General features: G+C 62.6%; 17 protein-coding genes. 10 read left to right on the top strand and 7 right to left on the bottom strand.

Features of this window, described 5'->3' with window-relative positions; genetic code table 11:
- The first annotated feature begins 1 nt into the window (after position 1).
- The 3 genes from ACX80B_RS11820 to hemL are packed head-to-tail and all read left to right on the top strand — an operon-like array spanning position 2 to position 3,338.
- Complete coding sequence (locus ACX80B_RS11820) at positions 2 to 970, top strand: uroporphyrinogen-III synthase (RefSeq protein WP_459296323.1); 969 nt, start codon at positions 2 to 4, stop codon at positions 968 to 970.
- Positions 967 to 1,950 carry a porphobilinogen synthase gene (gene hemB, locus ACX80B_RS11815; protein WP_459296321.1) on the top strand — a complete coding sequence of 328 codons (984 nt, stop codon included), beginning with the start codon at positions 967 to 969 and terminating at the stop codon, positions 1,948 to 1,950. The genes ACX80B_RS11820 and hemB overlap by 4 nt, the downstream gene beginning before the upstream one ends.
- On the top strand, positions 1,950 to 3,338 hold the full coding sequence (gene hemL, locus ACX80B_RS11810; protein ID WP_459296319.1) for a glutamate-1-semialdehyde 2,1-aminomutase: 1,389 nt from the start codon (positions 1,950 to 1,952) through the stop codon (positions 3,336 to 3,338). The genes hemB and hemL overlap by 1 nt, the downstream gene beginning before the upstream one ends.
- A gap of 275 nt (positions 3,339 to 3,613) precedes the next feature.
- Here hemL and ACX80B_RS11805 read toward each other — a convergent pair whose 3' ends face one another.
- The 4 genes from ACX80B_RS11805 to ACX80B_RS11790 all read right to left on the bottom strand — a co-directional run bounded on the left by ACX80B_RS11805 (position 3,614) and on the right by ACX80B_RS11790 (position 7,240).
- On the bottom strand, positions 3,614 to 4,456 hold the full coding sequence (locus tag ACX80B_RS11805) for a MetQ/NlpA family ABC transporter substrate-binding protein (protein WP_459296317.1): 843 nt from the start codon (positions 4,454 to 4,456) through the stop codon (positions 3,614 to 3,616).
- A gap of 167 nt (positions 4,457 to 4,623) precedes the next feature.
- Positions 4,624 to 5,304 (bottom strand): methionine ABC transporter permease, encoded by a 681-nt coding sequence (locus tag ACX80B_RS11800; RefSeq protein WP_459296315.1) that lies wholly within the window; start codon positions 5,302 to 5,304, stop codon positions 4,624 to 4,626.
- Positions 5,301 to 6,281 carry a methionine ABC transporter ATP-binding protein gene (locus ACX80B_RS11795; RefSeq protein ID WP_459296313.1) on the bottom strand — a complete coding sequence of 327 codons (981 nt, stop codon included), beginning with the start codon at positions 6,279 to 6,281 and terminating at the stop codon, positions 5,301 to 5,303. Before ACX80B_RS11795 ends, ACX80B_RS11800 begins: the two co-directional genes overlap by 4 nt.
- A gap of 257 nt (positions 6,282 to 6,538) precedes the next feature.
- On the bottom strand, positions 6,539 to 7,240 hold the full coding sequence (locus tag ACX80B_RS11790; protein ID WP_459296311.1) for an exonuclease domain-containing protein: 702 nt from the start codon (positions 7,238 to 7,240) through the stop codon (positions 6,539 to 6,541).
- Between the two features lie 71 nt (positions 7,241 to 7,311).
- Between ACX80B_RS11790 and ACX80B_RS11785 the strand changes: the two genes are divergently transcribed.
- From ACX80B_RS11785 to ACX80B_RS11775, 3 genes are read left to right on the top strand one after another with little or no spacing between them, the layout of a single operon-like run.
- Entirely contained in the window at positions 7,312 to 7,692 is a 381-nt protein-coding gene (locus tag ACX80B_RS11785) for an MGMT family protein (RefSeq protein WP_459296309.1), read from the top strand.
- On the top strand, positions 7,689 to 10,952 hold the full coding sequence (locus ACX80B_RS11780) for an ATP-dependent helicase (RefSeq protein ID WP_459296307.1): 3,264 nt from the start codon (positions 7,689 to 7,691) through the stop codon (positions 10,950 to 10,952). The genes ACX80B_RS11785 and ACX80B_RS11780 overlap by 4 nt, the downstream gene beginning before the upstream one ends.
- Positions 10,953 to 10,972: 20 nt before the next feature.
- Entirely contained in the window at positions 10,973 to 14,377 is a 3,405-nt protein-coding gene (locus ACX80B_RS11775; RefSeq protein WP_459296305.1) for an ATP-dependent helicase, read from the top strand.
- Here ACX80B_RS11775 and ACX80B_RS11770 read toward each other — a convergent pair.
- The gene (locus tag ACX80B_RS11770) at positions 14,358 to 15,695 is read right to left on the bottom strand and encodes a macrolide 2'-phosphotransferase (protein WP_459296303.1); all 1,338 of its coding nucleotides are present in this window, start codon (positions 15,693 to 15,695) and stop codon (positions 14,358 to 14,360) included. The two genes, ACX80B_RS11775 and ACX80B_RS11770, sit on opposite strands and share 20 nt — an antisense overlap.
- A 170-nt stretch (positions 15,696 to 15,865) precedes the next feature.
- Between ACX80B_RS11770 and nudC the strand changes: the two genes are divergently transcribed.
- Positions 15,866 to 16,849, top strand: coding sequence for an NAD(+) diphosphatase (gene nudC, locus ACX80B_RS11765; RefSeq protein WP_459296301.1), 984 nt, complete (start codon positions 15,866 to 15,868; stop codon positions 16,847 to 16,849).
- Between the two features lie 11 nt (positions 16,850 to 16,860).
- Positions 16,861 to 19,038, top strand: a complete 2,178-nt coding sequence (locus ACX80B_RS11760) for an ATP-dependent DNA helicase UvrD2 (RefSeq protein ID WP_459296731.1) — start codon at positions 16,861 to 16,863, stop codon at positions 19,036 to 19,038.
- Positions 19,039 to 19,049: 11 nt separating this feature from the next.
- Here ACX80B_RS11760 and ACX80B_RS11755 read toward each other — a convergent pair whose 3' ends face one another.
- Entirely contained in the window at positions 19,050 to 20,123 is a 1,074-nt protein-coding gene (locus ACX80B_RS11755; RefSeq protein ID WP_459296299.1) for a ThiF family adenylyltransferase, read from the bottom strand.
- 177 nt (positions 20,124 to 20,300) lie between these two features.
- Between ACX80B_RS11755 and ACX80B_RS11750 the strand changes: the two genes are divergently transcribed.
- On the top strand, positions 20,301 to 20,861 hold the full coding sequence (locus tag ACX80B_RS11750) for a M48 metallopeptidase family protein (RefSeq protein WP_459296297.1): 561 nt from the start codon (positions 20,301 to 20,303) through the stop codon (positions 20,859 to 20,861).
- Here ACX80B_RS11750 and ACX80B_RS11745 read toward each other — a convergent pair.
- The gene (locus ACX80B_RS11745) at positions 20,858 to 22,303 is read right to left on the bottom strand and encodes a zinc-dependent metalloprotease (RefSeq protein ID WP_459296295.1); all 1,446 of its coding nucleotides are present in this window, start codon (positions 22,301 to 22,303) and stop codon (positions 20,858 to 20,860) included. The two genes, ACX80B_RS11750 and ACX80B_RS11745, sit on opposite strands and share 4 nt — an antisense overlap.
- Before the next feature lie 251 nt (positions 22,304 to 22,554).
- On the opposite strand from ACX80B_RS11745, the gene ACX80B_RS11740 reads away from it, so the two are divergent.
- Positions 22,555 to 23,589, top strand: a complete 1,035-nt coding sequence (locus ACX80B_RS11740) for a YlbL family protein (protein WP_459296293.1) — start codon at positions 22,555 to 22,557, stop codon at positions 23,587 to 23,589.
- Positions 23,590 to 23,677 lie beyond the last annotated feature (88 nt).

The following is a 23,677-nucleotide window of genomic DNA, read 5'->3' as shown; positions in this document are numbered from 1 at the left end:
CATGGCACCACAATCCGCGTTGTCCGGGCGGACGGTCGCGCTGACCCGGGGTCCTGACCGTGCCGGTGCGATGCTGACGGCCCTCGAAGCTGCGGGTGCCGAACCACTGCTGTTCCCCGTCATCGACTTCGAGGTTCCCACAAATACCGATGAGCTGGACGCCGCGGTGTTGGAACTTGCCCGTGGCGGGTTCGACTGGCTCATCGTCACGAGCATCACCACCGTCCGCGCACTGGCGCAACGTGCGGCGTTTCTGGGCCTGGAGATGGAAACCCTTGTACCGGGCCGGACGCGTGTCGCCGCGGTTGGAGCAACGACGCGCCGGGCGCTCGAAGCCGAGGGTATCCGGGTGGACCTGGTTCCTGCCGGCGAGCGGTCCGGCCAGGGGCTGCTCGAAGAGTGGGCGTCCTCCGTGCCCGGCGCTGCAACTACTCACGGCATCGCAACTGCTCACGGCGCTGAAACCGCCCGCAGCACCGCGACCGTCCTCTTGCCGCAGGCCGATATCGCCGACCCGGCACTCCGGGAGGGCCTGACCAAGTTGGGCGCCGACGTCGTCGCCGTCACCGCTTATCACACGGTCAATTACCCGGCCGCCCCGGAACGCCGCTTGCTTCGGGCGCTGTCCCTGTCCAAATCCCCGGACGCGCCGGCCAAGGCGGAGGTTCTGTCCGCGGACGAATTTGCCCAGCGCCAGCGCAGGGGCGCGATCGACGCCGTCGTGCTGACCTCCCCGAGCGCGGCACGCCGGGTGCGGGAAGAATGTGCGCAGCTGAACCGTTCGGTCAAAGTGGTGGCCATTGGACGCCCGACGTCGGCTGAGGCCACCCGTTGCGGCTTTATCGTGGCAGCCGTAGCGCCGGAACCGACGCCGGAGGGCATCGTCACCGCACTCCAGCAGGCTTTCGCTCCGGACAAGCACGGAGCACGTGAAGAATCCGAAAACTTATCCAGCAAGGAGCATTCGTGAGTTTCCCCCACCACCGCCCGCGCCGGCTGCGCGCCACCCCGGCCATGCGGCGCCTGACCGCCGAGAATTCGTTCTGCGCGCGCGAGCTCATCCTGCCGGCCTTCATCAAGGAAGGGGCTACCGAACCGGCTCCGATCGCGTCCATGCCTGGTGTTGTCCAGCACACCACCGATAGTTTGCGCCGCGCCGCCGCTGAGGCGGCCGAATCCGGACTCGGCGGCATCATGCTCTTCGGTGTACCGGCCGTCCGCGACGCCCGGGGAACGGCCGGCGTCGATCCCGAAGGGGTGCTGAACAAGGCCATTGCCGACGTCGTCGCTGAAGTGGGCGACGACCTGGTGGTGATGTCCGACTTGTGCCTGGACGAATTCACCGATCATGGGCACTGCGGAGTGCTCGACGACGACGGCGCCGTGGACAACGACGCGACGCTGGAAATCTACGCAGAGATGGCGGTTGCCCAAGCCGAGGCGGGTGCAGACGTACTCGGACCGTCCGGCATGATGGACGGGCAAACCGCTGTGATCCGCCAGGCCCTCGACGGCGCCGGTTTCGACAACGTCTCCCAGCTCGCCTACGCGGTGAAGTACTCCTCCGCGTTCTACGGTCCCTTCCGGGAAGCGGTGGATTCGCAGCTGCAGGGCGACCGCAGGACTTATCAGATGGATCCGGCCAACCGCCGCGAGGCCCTGCTGGAGGTTCAGCTGGATCTGGAGGAAGGCGCGGACATGGTGATGGTCAAGCCCGCGCTGAGCTATCTGGACGTGATTTCCGATATCGCCGAGGTCAGCAATGTTCCGGTTGCGGCCTACCAGGTCTCCGGCGAGTACGCGATGATCGAAGCTGCAGCGGCCAATGGCTGGATTGACCGGCGGCGGGCCGTCGAGGAATCGGTGTTGAGCATCCGCCGCGCCGGGGCCAACATGGTGCTGACATACTGGGCGCAGGAACTTGCCGGCTGGCTGAAGGAAGGAAAATAATGACCACCTCCGCAGAACTGTTCGAACGTGCCAAGGCGATCATGCCCGGCGGGGTGAACTCGCCCGTCCGGGGCTTCGGCTCCGTCGGCGGAATTCCGCCGTTCATGGTCTCGGGCCGCGGGCCTTATCTGACCGACGCCGATGGCCGCGAGTACGTCGATCTCGTCTGCTCGTGGGGACCTGCGCTGCTGGGACATTCCCATCCTGCCGTGCTGGAGGCCGTGCATGCCGCCGTCGACCGCGGGTTATCCTTTGGCGCCTCAACAGCTGGCGAGACGGAACTGGCCGAACTGGTTCTCGGCCGGGTCTCCGCCGTCGAACGCCTGCGCATGGTTTCCACCGGAACTGAAGCGACGATGACGGCCGTGCGGTTGGCGCGTGGCTTCACCGGCCGGAACCTGGTCATCAAGTTTGCCGGTTGCTACCACGGGCACCTTGACTCGCTGCTGGCCTCGGCAGGGTCCGGCGTCGCGACGCTCTCGCTGCCCGGGTCCGCCGGCGTCACAGAAGCCACCGCCGCCGAAACGCTCGTGCTTCCGTACAACGACCTCGAAGCCGTGCGCGAAGCATTCCGGGCCCACGGGAACGACATCGCGGCAGTGATCACGGAAGCGGCGCCGGCGAACATGGGGGTCGTGACTCCGGCCGACGGTTTCAACGCCGGACTTAGCGCGATCACCTCCGACCATGGTGCACTCCTGATCGTCGACGAAGTCCTCACCGGGTTCCGTGTTGGGCCGGGCGGCTACTGGGGCGAGACCGGGGGAGTTGCTGGTTCGGCTGGTTCCGGCCGTTCGACAGGCTCCGACGGTTCGGCTGGTTCCACTCCTTCGGCCGGTTCCACCGAGCAGTGGACTCCGGATCTGTTAACTTTCGGCAAGGTCATCGGCGGCGGAATGCCGGTGGCCGCTCTCGGCGGCCGCGCCGATGTGATGGATTACTTGGCTCCGACGGGACCCGTTTACCAGGCGGGAACGCTGTCCGGTAACCCGATCGCCATGGCCGCCGGGGTCGCGACCCTGACGGCGGCGGACGAGTCCGTATACGCCACGATCAACTCGCGCTCACAGCAGCTCTCAACCGAACTCGGCTCTGCCCTCGACAATGCAGGTGTCGATCACAGCATCCAGCGTGCCGGCAATCTGTTCAGCGTCGCCTTCGGAACCTCACAGACCGGCGTCCACAACTACGAGCAGGCGCAGTCCCAGCAGGCGTACCGTTTCGGACCGTTCTTCCACTCCATGCTCGAATCAGGCGTGTACCTGCCGCCGTCGGTCTTCGAGGCGTGGTTCCTTTCGGCAGCGCACGACGACGCCGCGATGGAGCGCATCCTCTCGGCCCTGCCCGCCGCAGCAAAGGCCGCCGCAGCGGCACAACCGGCCCAGTAGACCAGCCGGTCCATCTTGTTACCACTTTTGGACAGGGGGTCTCCCGGACCGGTCGATAGTCATCGGGAAGTCGGTGGCAGCGCCCCGACGACGGTCCTTAGCCGCGAGAGCGTGGTTGGCCGGAACCGTTCTTGCCGGCCGGAACCGTTCTCGAGCAAAGCAGGCAGGACAGACTAACCACCGCACCGTTAAATGCCGCCGTCCCTCTCCCCACTGTGCGGAAAGGGACGGCGGTACAGCGCAACTGCGGGTATCAGCGCCGGTGCGTCCTAGACCTAGAAAGCCGGGCTGACGTCCCCGTTCGGCCACTTCTCCTCGATGAACTTCTTCACCTCGGGGCTGTGCAGCCATTCCTCCAGCTGCGCGATCCGCGCATCATCGGCCGAGTCCGCGCGCCAGGCGAGGAAGTTGGCGTACGGGTTGTTCTTCACTTCTTCGACGGCCAGCGCCTCGGAGGTGCTCAGGCCCGCTTCCAGGATGAAGTTGCCATTGATGATGGCCAGGTCCACGGTTGGGTCCTGCATGTCATTGAGCAGCAGCTCCGGCGCGTTCTCGGAGAACTCCAGACCCTTCGGATTCTGCTCCTCGGTCAGGGTCAGCACCGACGCGTCGTCCGGGACATTCTCCAGCAAGCCTTGGCTTTCAAGCAGCTTCAGTGCACGGGCCTGGTTGGAGGGGTCATTGGTAATGGCGATCTTCGCGCCGTCGCCGATGCCGGAGATGCTGTCGTGCTGTTCGGAGAAGGCGGCGTAGGGCTCAATGTGGACGCCTTCGCCGTGCTCAAACTCATAGCCCTTGGTCTCAACCTGCTCTTCGAACCACGGAAGGTGCTGGTAGAAGTTGGCGTCCAGGGAGCCGTCGCTCAGGGCAGTGTTGGGCGTCTGGTAGTCGGTGATCTGCTCTATTTCGAGAGTCAGACCGGACTCCGGTGCGAGCTCCTTGTTCACAAATTCAAGTATCTCCGCGTGCGGGACAGGGCTTGCTCCCACCTTGAGGGTGACCGGATTCTCCGGGTCCAGGGTGGTTACGGCGCTGGAGGCAGAGGAATCTCCACCGCAAGCCGTCAGCGCCAGTGCAGCGGCGAAACCGCCCGCGAGAATGGTTAGTGCTTTACGCATCGAGTGCGTTCCTTTCGATAATCCCGGCGCCCATGGCTAGTGGTGCCGGTGTTGTTGCAGCTAGCGGCTACTGGCTGCAGTTCCCGGTTCTGCACCGGAAAGTACGACGACGGCGGGCGCCACCGGAATGCCCCGGCGGGCCGTCGTCGTCGTTGGCTTTAGGGGACCTACCGGTGGTCCAAGGTCTTGCTGACCCGGTCTCCCAGCACCTGAATGACCTGGACCAGCAGCACAATGATCACGATGGTGACGATCATGACGGGTGTGTTAAACCGCTGGAAGCCATAGTTGTAGGCGATGTAACCGAGTCCGCCACCGCCGATCAGACCAGACATGGCTGAATAACCGACCAAGGTGATCAACGTCGTCGTCAGTGCAGCGGCCAGCCCCGGCATGGATTCGCGCAGCAGGACCTTGTTGACGATCTGCATATTGGTCGAACCCATCACCATCGCAGCATCGATCTTGCCGGAGTGGACCTCGCGCAGGGACGTTTCGACCAGCCGGGCGAAGAACGGAATGGTGCCAATGCTCAACGACACGGAGGCGGCAACCGGGCCGAGACTGGTTCCAACCAGCAGTCGGGAAAGCGGGATCAGGGAAACCATCAGGATCGCGAAAGGAACCGATCGGGTGATATTGACAATGACGTCCGAAGCGATCCGGTGAAACACCGGCATGGGGTACAGGCCGCCGGGCGACGCCACGTGCAGCAGCACGCCGAGGGGGAGTCCAATCAGTACCGTGAACAACCCGGCGATGCCGACCATCTGCAACGTTTCCACGAAGGCGACGGGCAGAGCTTCGGTGAAAACCGGATCTGCCAGCAGTTCGGTAAACCAGTTCACTGTGCGACCTCCACTGCTACCCGGTTCTGGCGCAGGTAGTCCAGGACACCCGCTGCGTCGGCATTCGGTTCGAGTTGGACGCGCAGTCTGCCGAACTCGGTGCCCGCGAGCGTCTCGACGCTGCCGGCCAGGACGTTGACATCCATGTCGAACCGGCGTGTGATGCCGGACAGTACCGGCTCGGAGGCGCTGCCTCCGGAGAAGAGGATCTCGAGTACCGTGCCGTCCGTCGCGGGAGCGCCCGCAGGCAGCGGCAGCAGAGCTTTCGACAGTGCGCCATCCAGGTCGGCTGCCACTTCGCCCAATGGGCCGCTCTGGACAATCTTGCCGTGGCTGAGCAGGGAGACGGAGTCGCAGATACGCTTGACCACTCCCATTTCGTGCGTGATCAGCAGGACCGTCAGCTGCAGGCGATCAGTGAGGTCCTCGATCAGCGCGAGGATCTCCTCCGTGGTCTTCGGGTCGAGGGCCGACGTCGGTTCGTCGCAAAGAAGCACGTGCGGATCGGCCGCCAGGGCGCGGGCAATACCGACGCGCTGGCGCTGGCCGCCTGACAACTGGGACGGATAAGCGTTTTCGAACCCTTCAAGACCGACGAGGCTGAGCAGCTCCGCCACCCGCTCGGCGGTGCGGGTCTTGGGCGTCTTGACCAGTTCCAGGGGATGCGCGACGTTTCCTGCCGCGGTGCGTGAATCAAGCAGGTTGGCGTGCTGGAACACCATGCCGATCCTTCGCCGGGCCGACCTCAATGCGGAATCCTTCGCCCCGGCCAGCTCCGCACCGTCAATGGAGACGGTGCCCGACGTCGGTCGGTCCAGCAGGGTCAGGCAGCGCACCAAAGTGGACTTGCCGGCCCCGGAGCGGCCGATGATGCCGTGGATGGAACCCTTGGGTACTTGCAGGCTCACACCGTCGAGGGCGATGACCTCACGGCCGCCCTGACGGTAGACCTTGCGCAGGTCGCTGATGGTAATCATGGATCCTTCTGGCTTTCAGGCGTGCCGGAATAGACCTGACCTGGCGGATAGCCGGGCGGCCTACGACGACGGGGGCGTGTTCCGGTGGGAACGGTGGTGTCAGCTCAACACCAGATGACGATTTTTGCACGCACCTCGAAGGCTGACGGCATTATGACGGTTTGTATCGCGCGCCTGATCTGGTGGCGTTTGTCACTCGTGATTTGCCCCACTCAGAGGGCCGGGATCCGCGCCGTCAAAAGGTCCCGCAGAGCCCTTCAGCCAACCGGAACGAGTTCGGCATGGACCGGCCAGTCTCCGCTGATGACGGCCTCGGGTTTCGTCCGTCGAAGATACTCCTGGAAGCTCGCGGCCTGCTCACGGCACCAGTCGATCTGAGCGTCATGAAGACTCGCGGCATCGGTGTGCAACTGCGGGTACTTGGCGGCCAGGCAGTCGGCCAGCCGGATGGTTGCCAACGCGTCGGCAGCCGAAGTATGCGCTTCCTTGAGGTCCACCAGATATTCCTCACACAGGGCCACCAGGGTCCGCTTGCCGCGGCGGTACTTATGGACGTGTTTATTGAGGACGAAGGGGTCGATGACCGGCTTCGCCTCCGTGGGGACGAGTCCGTACCGGCGGCATTCGGAACCCAGCACCGTGAAGTCATATGGTGCGTTGAACGCCATGACCGGGATCCCGGCGTCGAACAATCCCTCAAGAACAGCCAGCACTTCAGCCGTGACGTACTCCGGGGGCAGACCTTCCGCCTGGGCGCGTTCGTTGGTGACGCCGTGCACCGCTGAGGCTTCGGCGGGAATGTCGATTTCGGGAGCGGCCATCCACTCATGTGTCCTCACCACCTCGCCCGCGCCGTTGACGAGGACGATGGAGGCGGTCACGATCCGCGCCTCATGCGGGTCCCGTCCGGTGGTCTCGAGGTCGAACGCTGCCCTGGGTAATTCATGCCAACTGTTCATGTTTGAACGCTATCGGCCGGCTCCGACAAAATTGGTGAACGCCACGTCGTGGCATTGAATACGCTTGGAAGATGCGTGATGACTACATTGAGGCGGTGCTCGAAACTGCCGCTCTCATTCCGTCCGGCCGGGTGCTCGCCTATGGCGACATCGCCGAGCTGCTGGGAACCGCCGGACCCCGCCAGGTGGGTTCCGTCCTGTCGCATTACGGCAGCTCCATTCCATGGTGGCGGGTGATCCGCGCTAATGGAGAACCGCCCGCTTGCCACGACGGCAGCGCTTTGGTGCATTACGAGGCTGAAGCTACGCCGCTGCGCAGGAATTCGAGCGGCAACGCCGGGTACAAGGTTGATATGCGGAACGGACGTTGGCAACCCTCGGAGCAGGAAATCGAGGCCGTTGAAGCCATCGTCCGGAAAATGTCGGAGGGGTATGGTGAGGTGGTTCCGTGAACGATTCAGCACAGCACACACTCCGGCTCACCCCGCCTGCGCCGCACCGCCTCCAGGCACCCGTACTCAGTGCGGACCAGAAGACCGTCGTCGACCTGCCTTCCGGATCCGGCCCTGCCCTTATTCTTGGTGCCCCGGGAACGGGTAAATCCACAGTTCTCGTGGAGAGCGCAGTCAAGCGGATAGAGTGCGACGGCGTCGATCCCGCCTCTGTGCTGATGCTGGCTCCCTCGCGGTCCTTGGCGGCAGATCTTCGTAATCAGCTGACCGCCCGCCTTAACCGGAGCCTGAGCGCCGCTCCAGCCCGGACCTGGGCTTCGTACGCCTTTGACCTGATCCGGCGCGCGAAGGCGGAAGGGCGGCTGCCGGGAATCACCCGGGCGCCGAAACTGCTTTCCGGTCCGGAGCAGGACCTTATTATCGCTGAATTGCTGGCTGGCCACGCCTCGGGGCAGGTGGGACAGCTTCCCTGGCCGAAGGACCTTGAAGCGGCGCTGGGAACACGCGGATTCCGGCAAGAAGTCCGGCAGCTGTTCGACCGTGTCATCGAATATGGCATTACAGCAGCCGACCTGGCACGGATGGGGCGGGAGCTGGACCGCCCGGACTGGGTGGCGGCCGCCCGGCTCTTCCAGGAGTACCGGGACTTAATCGATCTGCGGATGCCGGAAAGCTTTGACCCAGCCGGCATTATCACGGCGGCCCGTCAATTGTTCCAGGATGATCCCGGGTTCCTTGAGCAGGAACGTAACCGGTTGGGACTGGTCCTCGCGGACGACCTGCAGGAGGCGAATCCGGCGGTTCACGAGCTGCTGGCGGTCCTCGGGGCTGGCAAAGACGTGTTGGCGGCTGCATGCCCGGACACCGTGGTGCAGGGATTCCGCGGGGCGCGACCGGACCTCGTCTTCGCGGTCGAGGACATGCTTGCCTCCGGAACGTCAACCGTCTCACGCCATACCCTGACTACTTCGCACCGGCTCCCCGCGCCATTGGCGGATGCTTGGCAGCGGGTCGCCGGACGCATCGCCCGGCGCGGAGGCGCGGCCCTGGGCCGTGAGCTCATACAGCCCTCTCTGGCTGAACCTCTCTCGGGAACGGCGGAACCTCTCCCTAAGACGCCGGAAGGAACGACCGATGCCGCACCGGCCGCCGAGGTTCATGTTGTTGCTTCCTCGGTCCACGAACTGCGCTACATCGCCCAGCGCATCCTCGACGCCCAACTCAACGGAGGGCGCCATTTGTCCGAAATGGCCGTCATCGTCCGTACCGGTGGACAATTGGCTCACTTGCAGAGGTACCTGACCTCGCAGGGAATTCCGGTGCGGGTTCCGGTAGCGGAGACCGCCGTCCGCGACGAACCGGCGGTGCGTCCTTTGCTCGATGCCTATGCCGTCGCACTGGACCCGGTGCGGCTGACCGCCGAAGCCGCTGTCGCTTTGCTGACATCCCGCATCGGCGGGGCATCGGCGATCGACCTGCGGCGCATCCGTCAATCCCTCCGACGGGAGGAACTGCTCGGTGGAGGCGGACGGAGCAGCGATGCCTTGCTCGTCGAGGCGCTGCAGGAACCCGCGGCATTGGCAGCGTTGGGCTGGGAGGCAAGACCGGCTCAGCGCGTTGCCAGGATGCTGGAGGCGGGCAGGAAGGCCGTAGCGGAAAAGGGAGCCAACGCTGAGACCGTCCTGTGGGCGCTGTGGTCGGCGACAGGACTGTCCAGCAATTGGGCCCGGCACGCGGTCGACGGCGGCCCCGGGGGAGTAAGAGCAGACAGAGACCTGGATGCCATCATGGCACTGTTCCATACTGCAGAGAGATACGTGGACCAGCTGCCGGGATCCAACCCGGAACAGTTCCTCGAGTACTTGCTGAGTCAAGAGCTTCCGATGGACACCTTGGCAAGGCGCGCACAGAACCGGGATGCCGTCGAGTTGATGACGCCGGCCAGTGCCGCCGGACGCCAATGGCCGCTGGTTTTCGTCGCAGGTTTGCAGGACGGCGTGTGGCCCAATCTTCGGCTGCGCGGTGAACTGCTGGGGAGCACACTTTTCGTCGATGCGATGGAGTTCGGTCCTGATCAGGCACGTCAGGTGGACGCGGTAGCACGCCTGCGTGAAATCCGATACGACGAGTTGCGCAGCTTCTCTGCAGCAATCTCCCGCGCCAGCGAAGAGCTGGTCTGCACGGCTGTGGCGTCTGAGGAAGACCAGCCCTCGCAATTCATCGACATCATTGATCCATGGACAATATCGGACCACCCCCGCCCAAAGACGGAAGTCCTCCGTCCGCTGACGCTCCGCGCCCTGGTGGCGGAGTTGCGGCAGTGGGCACAACAGGACGAGGAGAGTCCGGAAGCGGCGGCAGAGGCCGTGCGCCAGCTCGCAAGGCTTGTTCGGAGCGATGTACCCGTACGCGGGGCGCATCCGGATAGTTGGTGGGGACTACTGCCGCTCAGCAGCGAGGGAGTGGACATTGTCGCTCCCGGCCATGACGTGCCTGTTTCACCGTCGAAAGTCGAAGCGGTGCATCAATCACCACTGAACTGGTTCGTTCAGGCGGCCGGCGGTGAGGCAGCCACCGATTTTGCCCGCAGCCTTGGCACTTTGGTTCACCAGATCGCCGCCGACATGCCGGACGCGACCGGAAGTGAATACGTAGCCGAACTGTTGCTGCGTTGGCCCCGTTTGGGAATGAAGGAAAACTGGGAAGGCCGGCTGGACTACCAGCGGGCCGCCACCATGGTGCGGAAGCTGGCTGTCTATGTCATCGCCATGCGCGGTGAGGGCAGGAAGTTGCTTACCACCGAGACGGACTTCGCCGTGACGATACCGGGCCCCGCCCGTACTGCGCTGCTCAGGGGACAGGTGGACCGGCTTGAGATCGACAATGAGGGCAGGCTTGTGATTGTGGATTTGAAGACCGGCAAGAGTACGCCGACCAAGGCGGATCTGGAGCGGCATGGGCAGCTGGCCGCCTACCAGGTGGCTGTCAGGCACGGCGCCTTCGATGAAAGCAGTGCCGCCGGAGGCGCGGCCCTCGTCCAGCTCGGTAAAACTGCGAAAAACGTCAGCGTGCAGGAGCAGGAACCGCTGGATCCAGAGAATGACTGGGCAACACCAATGATCGTTACCGCCGCCGAACTCATGGCGGGGCACGAATTTGAAAGCCGGCATGATCCCTCCGCGGGCGGATACCGGGGACATGGATGCCGCGTTCCCGAAGTTTGTCCATTATGCCCTGAAGGAAAGCAGGTAACAGAGTGAATCCGGTGGAGCAGGCCCTAATGGACAGAACAGAGGTGGAGGCCGGGGAACGTTACACGCCCGAGGAGCTCGCCGGCATCCTGGGCCAGCACAGGCCGACGCCTGAACAATCGGCCATTATCAGTGCGCCACTGGAACCCATGCTCGTGATAGCAGGGGCGGGATCAGGCAAGACCGCGACGATGGCCGACCGCGTGGTGTGGTTGGTGGCAAACGGAAAGGTCCGCCCTGAACAAATCCTCGGCGTTACGTTTACCCGGAAAGCGGCTGGCGAGCTGTCTGCGCGGATACGGGCACAACTGGCCAATCTGGCCGCGAAGGGTCTACTGCCGGCCGACGGCAATGATGAATCCGGGGATTCGGCTGGACTGCTCGACCCCAAGGTGTCGACATATCATTCCTATGCCAGTGGGATTGTCACCGACCACGGACTGCGGCTGGGTATTGAGCGGGATTCCGTCCTGCTGGGTGGAGCCCAGTCCTGGCAACTGGCGAGCCAGGTTGTAGAGGCCTACGGCGGCGAATTCGAGCACTTCACTGCGGCTAAGTCGACGCTCGTACAAGCGGTTATCCAACTGGCCGGAGAATGCTCGGAGCACCTGCAGGAGCCTGATGGAGTATGCAAGTACCTGCTTGACAGGGCCTCGGAACTGGAGCAACTTCCCTACCTCGCAGGGAAGGAGAAGCCGTCCACGGCCGAGGCAGGAAAATTGGTCAACCGGCTACGTACCCGGGCCACGGTAGCCGAATTGGTGGGGCACTATGCCGTAGCGAAGCGTGAGCGTTCCGCCCTCGACTTCGGCGATCTAGTATCCCTGGCTGCCCGCATCGCGAAGGAGGTTCCGCAGGCGGGGGAGTTGGAGCGGGAGAGGTTCAAAGTCGTCCTCCTCGACGAGTTTCAAGACACTTCCCACGCACAAATGATGCTGTTCTCGCTTCTTTTCGGCGGTAGTCATCCGGTTACTGCCGTCGGCGATCCCAATCAGTCCATTTATGGTTTTCGGGGAGCTTCTGCCGGGCAGCTGTTCCAGTTTCCGACGGAATTTCCCATCAGGGATGAAAATGGCTCGTTGGCGCCGGCGCCGGTTGAATTTCTCAGCGTTGCCTGGCGCAACTCGGTCAACATCCTCGATATGGCGAACACCATTTCCCTTCCGCTCAATAAGGCCGATCCCAACAGGCCCGGGGGAGCCCGCATTGAAGTGCCGGCGCTGCGTCCGAGTCCAGCAGCGGGGTCCGGAAAGGTGCTGCTGGGCCGCTTCGAAACGGAAGTGGATGAAGCCGCGGCAGTGGTCCGCCGGATCGAACAGTATCGGGCTACTGCCTTCTCCAGGAATCCGGAGACTGGAAGGGCCGAACCTACATCGGCCGCCGTGCTGTGCCGCCGCCGGGCCCAGATGGAACCGATCCGCAAGGAACTGGAAGAGCGTGGTGTTCCCTACGAAGTCGTCGGACTCGGGGGATTGCTCAGTACGCCTGAAATCGTAGATTTGGTTGCCACGCTGAGAGTACTTGCAGATCCGACGCGGTCGGATTCCCTAATGCGCCTGCTCGCAGGAGCCCGCTGGCGGATCGGGCCTGCCGACCTCATGGCTTTTTCCGACTGGTCGAAATTCCTGGCCCGGCAGCGTGAACGCGCAGCCGACGGCCATGACGCTGATGCAACTGCCGATGAAGCGGACGGGAGCGCCGTGGTCGAACAGGACCAGGTGGACAGTTCGAGCCTCGTGGAAGCTCTGGACTGGCTGCCCCGGGACGGCTGGACGTCGAAGAATGGCCGTTCCTTAAGCCCGGAGGGAAGAGCGCGGCTCGACGCTCTCCGGAAGGAACTCGTCAGTCTCCGGCCCTTTGTTGGAGATGACCTGACGACTTTGCTTTCTGAAGTCGAACGGGCCATGTTGCTCGACATTGAAGTCGCTGCCATCCCCGGGGTCACTATCCACTACGCCCGCCGGCACCTTGACGCGTTTCACGATGCGGCGGCGGGGTTCATCCAGACAGCCCAACGTTTGGACCTGCTGGCGTTCCTAAGCTGGTTGGACGCTGTCGCGGAGGAGGAGAACGGTCTCGATATTTCACAGGTCGAGGTGCGCCGTGACGCGGTCCAGTTATTGACCGTCCATGCCTCCAAGGGATTGGAATGGGATGCGGTATTCGTTCCCGGCCTCAATGCGGCGTCCTTCCCGACTGACCGGGACGCGCGTTGGAGCAGCGGCAACGCTGCCCTGCCGTGGCCATTGCGTGGTGATTGTGCCGGGCTCCCGGTCTGGGACTGTGATCATCCGGACCAAAAGGGATGGGTGGACAGCGAGAAGGTTTTCAAGGGTGAGGTGGGAAACCATACCGAGCTCGAGGAGCGCCGGCTAGCCTACGTTGCTTACACCCGCGCCAAACACGTCCTGATGTGTACATCCGCCGCTTGGAATGGCGCACGGTCGGGAGCCGCCCCTGTCTCGTCCTTTCTCGAGGAACTACTGCCGCTGACGGAAACAGACAAGCCTTCCGCTGACGTAGAAGCATGGGTGGAAGACGATGCAATCAGTACGTTCAATCCCATGACGGTCGGTCTGGAAACCGCCATCTGGCCCTATGACCCCTTGGAGGGCCCACATGGTCCGGACGGGCCAATCCGGAAGCGGCAGGGCCGGCGGGCACAAATGGATCGGGCTGCCAGGCATGTGCTGGCGGCCGCAGCAGCGCCCGATGGCGCCGATTCCCCGCATCTCCAAGAGGTACATCCCGAAATGCCGGACGGCCCCGCTTCCCGCTGGGCGAGGGAAACGGACTTGCTGCTGGCGCGCCACAACGCCCCTGATGATCATTTGGAGGTCGAACTTCCATTCCACATCTCCGCCTCGACTTTGATGGAACTGGCAGACGATCCCGATGAGGTCGTTAGGCAATTGCGGCGGCCGGTTCCGAGGAAGCCTGGTATGGCCGCCCGCAAAGGGACGGCGTTCCATGCCTGGGTCGAGGACTATTTCGGAACGGCGGGAGTACTCGAATGGGAGGAACCACAAACATCCGACAGCTTCATTGACGAAGCATATGAACTCGACGACATGGTCGCCACGTTCAAAGCGTCGGAGTGGGCACAGCGGGCACCCGCCGCCATCGAGGTCCCGGTAGAGACGCAGGTCGATGCCGTCGTCGTGCGCGGCCGTATTGATGCCGTGTTCCAGGACCCGGACGGCACCTGGGATTTGATCGACTGGAAAACCGGATCGCCGCCGTTAGCGTCAAAGCTGGGCATTCGTTCCATCCAGTTGGCGGTGTACCGCCTGGCATGGGCCAGGCTGAAGAATGTGCCAGTGGAACAGGTGAAGGCGGCGTTCTACTACGTGAAGGAGAACAAGGTGGTGCGACCACACGATATGGCTGGCGAGGATGCGCTGGAGGCGATTATTACGGGTGCGTACGGATAGCCGCACCCGGTGTGTTGGCCGGGTCGGCGACAACTTGAATCATCTGGGTGTCGTCGTCGGCCAGCTGTTGCCCGGACGGCCGTTCTGAGTCTTCACCATCTTCTTCCGGCCCGTCCGGCGGGACAGCTTCAGTGCTGCCGGGGGTTTCCGTGGCCGCTCCGCCCGCGTCGCGCTGTGAGTCATCAGTGGAGACGGCAGATTCGCCCGGATCCGGATCGGAAGGGTCTCGATGGGTTGTTCCTGGCTCCTGGAAGCCGGGATCCGTAAGATCAGGAGCTGTGGGCTCCGGATCGATGATACTGACCGGAGGCAGCTTGTCGGAACCGTCCACGTCCCCGTCTATGGCTGGCGCAACGGCGGGGGAATGTGCGGGCACCGGTGCTTCGACGGAGATTGGCTGGCCACCGTATTCTTCGATGTCCGATTCAAGCGCCGCGAGCATCTCCTCCGCTTCGGCGACGATGTCGTCATCGCCGGTGGAAATACCCCGGACAAGCCATTGAGCAAGGGCAAACTCGGCGGAGAGCGCGGCCCGCCGCAGCAGATGCCGGTCCGGGGCCCCTTTGCCGGCGACAGAATAGGACTCGAGCACCGCATCAGCAAAACTTTGGTCATTGGCGGCGATCAACCAGGCGAAATCGTCTGCAGGATCACCAATGCGAAGGTCCGTCCAGCCGTTGACAGCTGCGACGCGCCCATTGTTGATCAGCAGGTTGTCCTCGTGCAGGTCGCCATGGACCACCGATGGACGGAACTGCCACAGCGCAATATCCTCGAGCGCGTTTTCCCACCTCAGCAGCAGCGAAGAGGGGATCTTCCCTGTCGTAGCCGCTTGATCAAGCTCATTGAGCCTGCGTTGACGGAATTCGTTCGGCGTGTAGCTGGGCAGGTCGGCTGCGTGCACCAGTTCAAGCGGGAGGTCATGAATGGCGGCCATAATCCGTCCCAGTTCAGCCGCGATAAGGCGCGGCTCAACCACGAGCTGCTCGATGGTCCTGGTTGAGCCGGGAAGATGCGAATAAACGAAGGTGGTGAGGTTGTCCTGCCGGACGGTTCCCGCGACATGCGGCATCAAGAAGGGCAGATTGGCACGCACTCCCGGTGTGAACGAGCGCAGGACATGCAGTTCTGTCTCCAACCGGACACTTGCCTCAGCATGTCTCGGTGAACGGACCCGCCATCGTTTTCCGGCGCTGTCCAACAACACGGCGGAGTGGAAATCCGCCGCGTCGTCCGGTGCGGAGGCCACACCTGTCGGGGTCAGCCCCGGCACCGCGGCGCTTGCAATGGCTGCCAGTTCCATGGGAGTTCTCGTCACATTCCCAACGGTAGGTCCATCCCCGGATTTCGACCACGTTGAACGGCGGCGAGTCGTGGTTGCAGTGGCCAATAGAACGCTGTGAGCAACCTGAAGAGAAGCTGAAGGCGCCGTCCACAGCTTGCGTTCAGGAATCGTGAAAACATGCAATGGTTCAGTACCGTAGGAGGATGAGTAATACCGTGCCGGAGGCAGGTCTTTCGCCCGAAGAAATCCATCCGCCGCTGGGATCCCTTGCACTTGCGCGGATCGGAGTGGACCGCGGCGGCGACCGCAGGCTTGCCGGGGGAATGATGGACCTGATCTGGGCCGAGCCATCAACCAAAGTGATGCTGATCCACAATGGCAAGACGCTCATCCGGGATTTCTCCCTAATGCTGCTGCAGCCGGCGCACACCGAACAGGCTGAGTGGGCTGAGAACCTCGTCTACTTGGGGCGGACCACCGTGGCAGCGGATGAACCGGCCGGCACCGACGTCGTACTTCAGATCCTGAAGGAAAAGCCCGCGGAATGGGAAGACGACGCAGAATGGCTTGGATTGCGGGAGGTCGCCACCGAGCTTTCCCCGAGGGACGCGGCGCTCTTTGTCGAGGCGGCGGCCGTATCGAACTGGCACGCCACTCACAAGCACTGCCCGCGCTGCGGATCCCCGACAGATGTTGAGGCGGGCGGCTGGGTCCGCCGATGTCCGCTTGATAACAGCGAGCATTATCCCCGGACCGACCCGGCGATTATCGTCACGGTCGTAGATGACCAGGACCGGCTGCTGCTGGGAAATTCGGCGCAGTGGGCCGGAAACAGGTTCTCGACACTCGCCGGGTTTGTAGAGCCAGGGGAATCATTGGAAGCGGCCGTGGTGCGGGAAATCGCGGAGGAATCCGGCGTCGTCGTTCATTCACCCAAATACATGGGGTCGCAGCCCTGGCCGTTCCCATGTTCCCTGATGCTCGGGTTCACGGCTCAGGCAGAGGGCACAGAAACCGTGCCCGACGGCGTCGAGATCACCGCGGTGCGCTGGTTCACCCGGGAAGAACTGGCGGAGGCCGTCTCCAGTGGAGAAATCCAGATTGCCTCCGGAGCTTCAATTGCCCGGTCGCTGATTGAGCATTGGTACGGCGGTCCAATTGTCGAACCCGCGAAGACGCCTTCGTGAGCGTGCAGGACATGCCCTTCAATGACGAGGCTGAATTGTCGTTGGAGGACCGCATCCTCGGCGGTCTGGATGAGGAGCAGCGCATTGTCGCCTCCACGCTGACCGGTCCGTTGTGCGTTTTGGCGGGGGCGGGGACCGGTAAGACCCGTGCCATCACCCACCGGATTGCCTACGGGGTCCATGCCGGCGTTTACAACCCTCAACGGGTTCTCGCCGTCACCTTTACGGCCCGCGCGGCGGCGGAAATGCGTACCCGTCTGCGCGATCTCGGTGCCGGGGGAGTTCAGGCCCGGACCTTCCACGCGGCCGCCCTGCGCCAGTTGCAGTTCTTTTGGCCGCAGGCCGTCGGCGGAGCGCTTCCGGGGCTGCTGGACCACAAAGCGACACTGATTGCCGAGGCCGCCCGCCGGCTTAAGCTCAGCACCGACCGCGCCGCCATCCGCGACCTTGCCTCCGAGATCGAGTGGGCAAAGGTCTCCATGTTGACGCCGTCGACGTATCTGGAACAAACGGTGGGCCGGGCCGAACCGGCTGGATTCGACTTCACCACCATCGCCCGTCTCTTCCAGTCCTATGAGGACGTCAAGACGGACCGTAATGTCATCGATTTCGAAGATGTCCTGCTGATCACGATCGGAATTCTCCAGGAGGATCCGAAGGTCGCCGCGACAGTACGGGCACAGTACAGGCACTTTGTCGTCGACGAGTATCAGGACGTTTCACCCCTGCAGCAACGATTGCTTGAACTGTGGCTGGGGGACAGGGAGGAACTCTGCGTCGTGGGGGACGCCAGCCAGACGATTTACTCGTTTACAGGGGCGACTTCGAAGCATCTTCTCAAATTCACGGAGAAGTTCCCGGATTCCACGGTGGTCAAGCTGGTACGCGATTACCGGTCCACTCCGGAGGTAGTGAAACTCGCCAACGACCTTCTCGCGGTGCGTACGGCTGAGGGTGAAGCCGCGGACCGGCGCAGATCAGCGATGGGCTCCGCGTTACCGGCGCCGAAAAAATCGGTGCGGGACAGCTGGGCCACTCCGCTGCAGCTCATAGCCCAGCGGGAATCCGGTCCTGAGCCGTCATTTAGCGAATTCAGTGATGATGAGGCGGAAGCGGCCGGCGTCGTGAGCAAGATCCAAACACTTCTTGGGGATGGTTTACAGGCCAGCCAGATTGCCGTTTTGTACCGGACCAACGGTCAGTCCGAGGCGTACGAACAGGCACTGGCGGCCAATAACATTGGGTACCAATTACGTGGTGGCGAGCGGTTCTTTGCGCGCAGGGAGGTCCGCGACGCCATTCTGCAGCTGCGGGCGGCGTCCCGCGCGGGAACCGATGAAGCTGTACCGCAGCAGGTAAGGGACGTTTTATCCTCCCTTGGCTACAGTGCGCAGGCGCCTCAGACCAGCGGGGCTGTGCGCGAGCGTTGGGAATCGCTGACTGCGTTGGTGTCCCTGGCGGACGAGCTCAATGCCGCGAGGGCGAAAATTCCCGACGCAACGTTTTCGCTCTTGGATTTTGTTGCTGAACTGGACGAGCGGGCGGCCGCGCAGCATGCCCCCACGGTCCAGGGCGTCACACTGGCTTCATTGCATTCAGCCAAGGGACTCGAGTGGGACGCGGTCTTCTTGGTCGGGCTGAGTGAAGGCCTGATGCCGATTTCTTTCGCCAATACGCCCGAAGGTGTCGACGAGGAGCGGCGGTTGTTGTACGTGGGCATTACCCGCGCACGGAAACATCTGCAGTTGTCGTGGTCGACGGCAAGGACGCCTGGCGGGAGGGCCAACCGCAAACCATCACGTTTCCTTGACGGGCTTCGGCCCAATTCGACTGCGCAGACCAGCAGAGGAACAGCGTCGGCTCCGAAGCGCCGCAAGTCTGCGGCACCGGCACAGTGCCGCACTTGCGGCAGCATGCTCGGTACGGGGGCGGAGCGCAAAGTCGGTAGATGCAGCGATTGTCCGCCAACCTACGACGAGGCCACTTTTGAGGCATTGCGAAGCTGGCGGCTGGAGGAAGCGTCCGCGGCGAAGGTCCCGGCATTTGTCGTCTTCACCGATGCGACGTTGGTGGCTATCGCAGAGGCAAAGCCAGCCAACTCTCAACAGTTGTCTACGCTGGCGGGAGTGGGGCCGAGCAAACTTGAACGATACGGTGAAGCAGTGTTGGAGATTGTCAACGGCGGTTGAGCCGCAGAGACCTATCCGGCAGCGCTGGTGGCCGGGCCCTGGTCCGTACAGCCGCAGGCTGGATGTGGCTGATAATTGAAGGTGGTGCTCGAGCCATCGGCCGTGCGCATTTGGACGACGGTCGACCAACTTGAGGGGCGGTTAACGCCGTCGATCAGCAGCAGCGACTGCAGAACGGCTGATCCGGCCGCGAACAAGGCAACAGCAGTTTCTTCAGGTGACGGGCCGGTTTCGGCCAAGGCCCGTGCCCGCATCGTCCGGCAGATCTGCAGCCATTGCGGATCCTGGTCTGCACGGTGCTGGTCGACGCATCCAAGGCAGGCGGTTCTGCCGGGTATGACGAGTGGACCAACGAGTACATCCCGGTCCCGGAGTGTCACCGGCAAATGCGGCTGTTCCTTATGCATCAAGTCCGCCTGCAGCTGCTCGTCAGCGATGTCGTTGGCGATATGAATTACCAGGTCCAGTGTGAAAAACGATGCATCGTACGTTCGCTCTTGTCCCGGCTGGCCAATGGCATGGGTCTGGATTGTCGGATCAATGTGGTGTATTTGGCGACGAACGGCTGCGGCACGGGACATCCCGACATCACATAATCGGAACGACCCTGCCCCGACATCTGCCGGACCAACACGATGGTTGTCATCGAGCAGCAAGGTGCCGACACCTGCCGCGGCAAGCGCCTGTGCAATTGTGCTGCCGGTCCGGCCCAGCCCCATGACGCGGACCGCAGCCTGGTTGCGCCGTTCCATGAGGGGCGCTGCGTTCAATTCATATGCCGCGGACCATTGAATGATGTCGGGTTCGAGACGATCAGCGCGCAGTCCCGACAAAGCAGTTTTACGCTGGGAGGGCACGATCAAGACCGGCTGCAGCATTCGGATCAGGTAGGCGGCACGGGCAGGAAGTAACCCGCATTTCCCTGCGAGCACCGACTCCGGTTCGTCTGTTCCTTCGATCAGGAGATTGATGAGTCTCCTGTCGGGATCGGTCAATCCGTCGAGGATCACGCTTTGCTCACCAACACCGAACTGGACGCACTGTTCGGACCGGTCAAACACTTGCAACCGCGGGTTGATGTACATTTGCGTCTCCTTCTCCCTCCAACGCCGTTCGGACGTCGGTTCTGTTTCGCCTCAATAATGTTGATGCTGTTGTTCCCGTGCAGCCAATGCTGGCACGCGGATCGTCAACGAGTGACGTTTTCCACAGGCAGATCCGTGTGAAGTGGTTTGCGCTCAAACGGACGGTAACGTCATGGCATGACTACAACAACGACAGGACAGCCGGTCGAAGTCCGCCGCTCCGCCCGTCGCCGCCGCACCGTCTCAGCATTTTGGGAAGATGGAGTAGCCGTCGTTGCTATCCCCGGGCATTTCAGTGCCAACGAGGAACGCGAATGGGTTCAAAAGATGGTCGGGCGGCTTGAGCAGAAGAAAGCGAAGGCAGCGCAGCGGCCAGGAGGGGCGGCAACCGGCGATCGCGAACTGATGGATCATGCACTGGAACTGTCAGCCCGCTATCTGGCAGGCAGGGCCCGGCCCCAGAGCATCAGGTGGGTTGGCAACCAGAATTCGCGCTGGGGATCGGCAACTCCGGCCATGGAGACCATCCGCATTTCGAACAAGCTCAGAGGTATGCCGCAATGGGTCATCGATTACGTCATTCTGCATGAGCTGACGCACCTGATCGTCGCATCGCATAACGCGAAGTTCTGGCAGTTGTTGGAGGCCTATCCGGAAACGAACCGGGCCAAGGCATTCCTGGAAGGGGCCGCGTTCGCCAGTTCGCGGGGGCTTACCGGCGAAACGGAACTGGACTAACTCCGGCCCGGAGAGTCCCCGCCTTCACTGCCGGAATCACCGCTATCGTCGTCGGAACCATCGGTACTGTCAGTCTCGGGACCGCTCTGCCCCGTGTCGCTTGGCTTGTCGTCATAGTCACCTGAGAGAAGCTTCTGCAAAGCAGCGTCGACATCCTCTTCTGACGCTTCAATCAGCTTTCGGCGGCCGCCGAAGCCGGATGGATCATCCAGATCCTCGGCTGTCGGCAGGAGGTCCGGATGTGCCCAGATCGCGTCCCTCCCAGCGATGCCCCGGTCTTCCTCCAGATGCGACCACAATGCCGCCGCATCGCGGAGCCGCCGCGGTCGAAGCTCAAGACCAACGAGCGACGCGAACGCATGCTCGGCCGGTCCGCCAGTGGCCCGGCGCCGGCGCACGGTCTCCCGTAGAGCCGATGCAGACGGCAAATTCTGAGCAGCAGCGGCGCTGAGTTCATCGACCCAGCCCTCGACCAGCGCCAGAGTCGTTTCCAACCGTTCCAGGGCAGCATCCTGTTCGGGCGACCGTTGAGGCATGAAGACACCGTGGGATAGTGCTTCCTGCATGGATTCCGGATTGGTCGGATCAATATCGCGGGCCAGTTCCTCGATCTTTCCCATGTCGATGTGGATGCCCCTTGCGAAGCTTTCTATGGCGCCCAAAAGATGTCCGCTCAGCCACGGTACATGCGCAAACAGACGTGCATGGGCAGCCTCCCGGACGGCGAGGAAGAGCATCACTTCCTTCTGCGGCACGTCCAGTCCTTCACCAAAAGAGTCGACGTTGGCGGGTAGCATGGCCATCTGTTTCCCAGCAAGCGGAACCCCGATGTCGGAGGCGCTGACCACCTCACCTGAAAGGGCGCCAACTGCTTGTCCGAGCTGCATGCCGAAGAGGGCACCGCCCATGTTCTGCAGCATCGACTGTGCCCCGCCCATCATTGATTTCATTTCCTCCGGCATCTGCTCACCAAGCGCTGAGGAAAGCGCGAAGGCGACGCTGTTGGCGACGGGTTCTGTCAGCCGCTTCCAGGTATCCATCGTTTCCTCGACCCATTCAGCCCGCGACCAGGCCCGGCCGATCATGCTTGTACTTGGGAAATCGGTGACTGGATCAAGCCACATTTCAGCCAGCCGGAGAGCTTCGTCAACCTCACGGGCGCGGGCCGCTGTAATCGACGGATCGTTTCCCGCAGCGGCTGCCTGACGGGCGTTCTCATGTGCCAGCTGCCAATTCACAGGAGCATCGCTTTGAGAACTCATCATGGCCTGGACCTGTTGAAACATCATGGCCAGGGACTGTGGGTCGGAAGGCATACCGGTAGCTTTGGCAAGCTCTTCCGGATTGATGCCGCCCGCCCCCTGGCCACCGAAAAGTTTTGCCAGCATCTCCGACAGGGGATCCTTCGGATTCTCGCCGTCATTTGGTGGGTTGGAGCTCATCGATACCGCCGATCACTGCTGTAGCCTTCTGGGGACTTTTAAGTATGCTGTGACGTTAAACGTTACCGGCAGGCAGATCGGCTTGTCGCCCCACCCGCCACCGGTTCGCTAAAGGCAAAGAAAGCACCGCCGCGGGCGTAGGCTTGGATAAACACCAGATTCGAGAGGTTGTGCTGTTGAGTTACCCCCCGAATGGGCCGCCCGCATCGTCGATGCGGCCGCAAAAGCCGAAGGATCCAAGGTTCAGCGCAATGGCGGTATCCGGGGTTATCTCCATAGTCCTGATCGTGGTGGCATTCCTGCTTCCCGCACCGTATGTCGTTGAGAGCCCCGGGCCGACATTCAATACTCTTGGAGAGACTGGAGAGGGCGCGGTCATCCAGGTTGAGGACCAGCAGGTTTACCCGGCGTCGGGGCACCTGAACTTGACGACCGTATACGTCACGGGTGGGCCGGGGCCAAGGAACAACGTCAGCATTTTCCAGGCCTTTGAAGCGTGGGCCGACCCATCCGACTCTGTGTTGCCCGTCGGCCTTGTATACCCGCCTGGTACTACTCGGGATGAAGTTCAACAGCGGAACGCTGCCGCCATGGACTCGTCGCAGGATGACGCGATTGCCGCAGCGCTGACACAGCTGGGCACAGCGTACGAGCAAGAACTTTTCGTCGCGGGTTTCACGGAGGGATCCGCCGCGGAGGGCATCCTTCAACCGGATGATGTCCTCCTCGAAATCAACGGCACTCCGATCGAGAACATTGACGTTCTGCGCGGGCAGCTCAACGCTTCGGGTGGTGAGAGTGTCCGCCTCACCGTCGAGCGCGACGGGCAAACCATCACAGAGACCGTGACACCCAATGAATCGAAAACAGGGGATTACCAGCTTGGCGTCTTCCTCGGCACAAATTTCGATTTCCCTTTCCAAGTCGACATAGCCCTGCAGAATGTTGGCGGACCCAGTGCTGGAATGATCTTTGCCCTCGGAATCGTCGACAAACTCACTGAGGGAAATATGACAGGTGGAAAATTCTTCGCCGGCACCGGAACCATTTCACCCGATGGCAAGGTTGGGCCTATCGGTGGAATCGCCCAAAAGATGGATGGGGCGCGCAGTGAGGGGGCAGAGGTATTCCTCGCCCCGGCGGAAAATTGCAAGGACGTCGTTGGAAACATCCCCGATGGGATGCAGGTGTTCAGCGTTGAGACACTGGACGACGCCGTCGAAACTGTACGGACCGTTGGCTCTGGTGGAGACACATCGGAACTGGATACTTGTTCAGCGCAATAGGCTGCGGATTACAATCCAGCGACATTCGCCGGACATCGCTGTGCCAATTCGCTGTAGTTAACCGTTACAGGGCAGAATGAGAATGCAC

It is taken from the genome of Arthrobacter monumenti (assembly GCF_054511255.1).
Note: the sequence above shows the minus strand (reverse complement) of the source record. Positions and strands in the feature narration are given on the sequence as shown.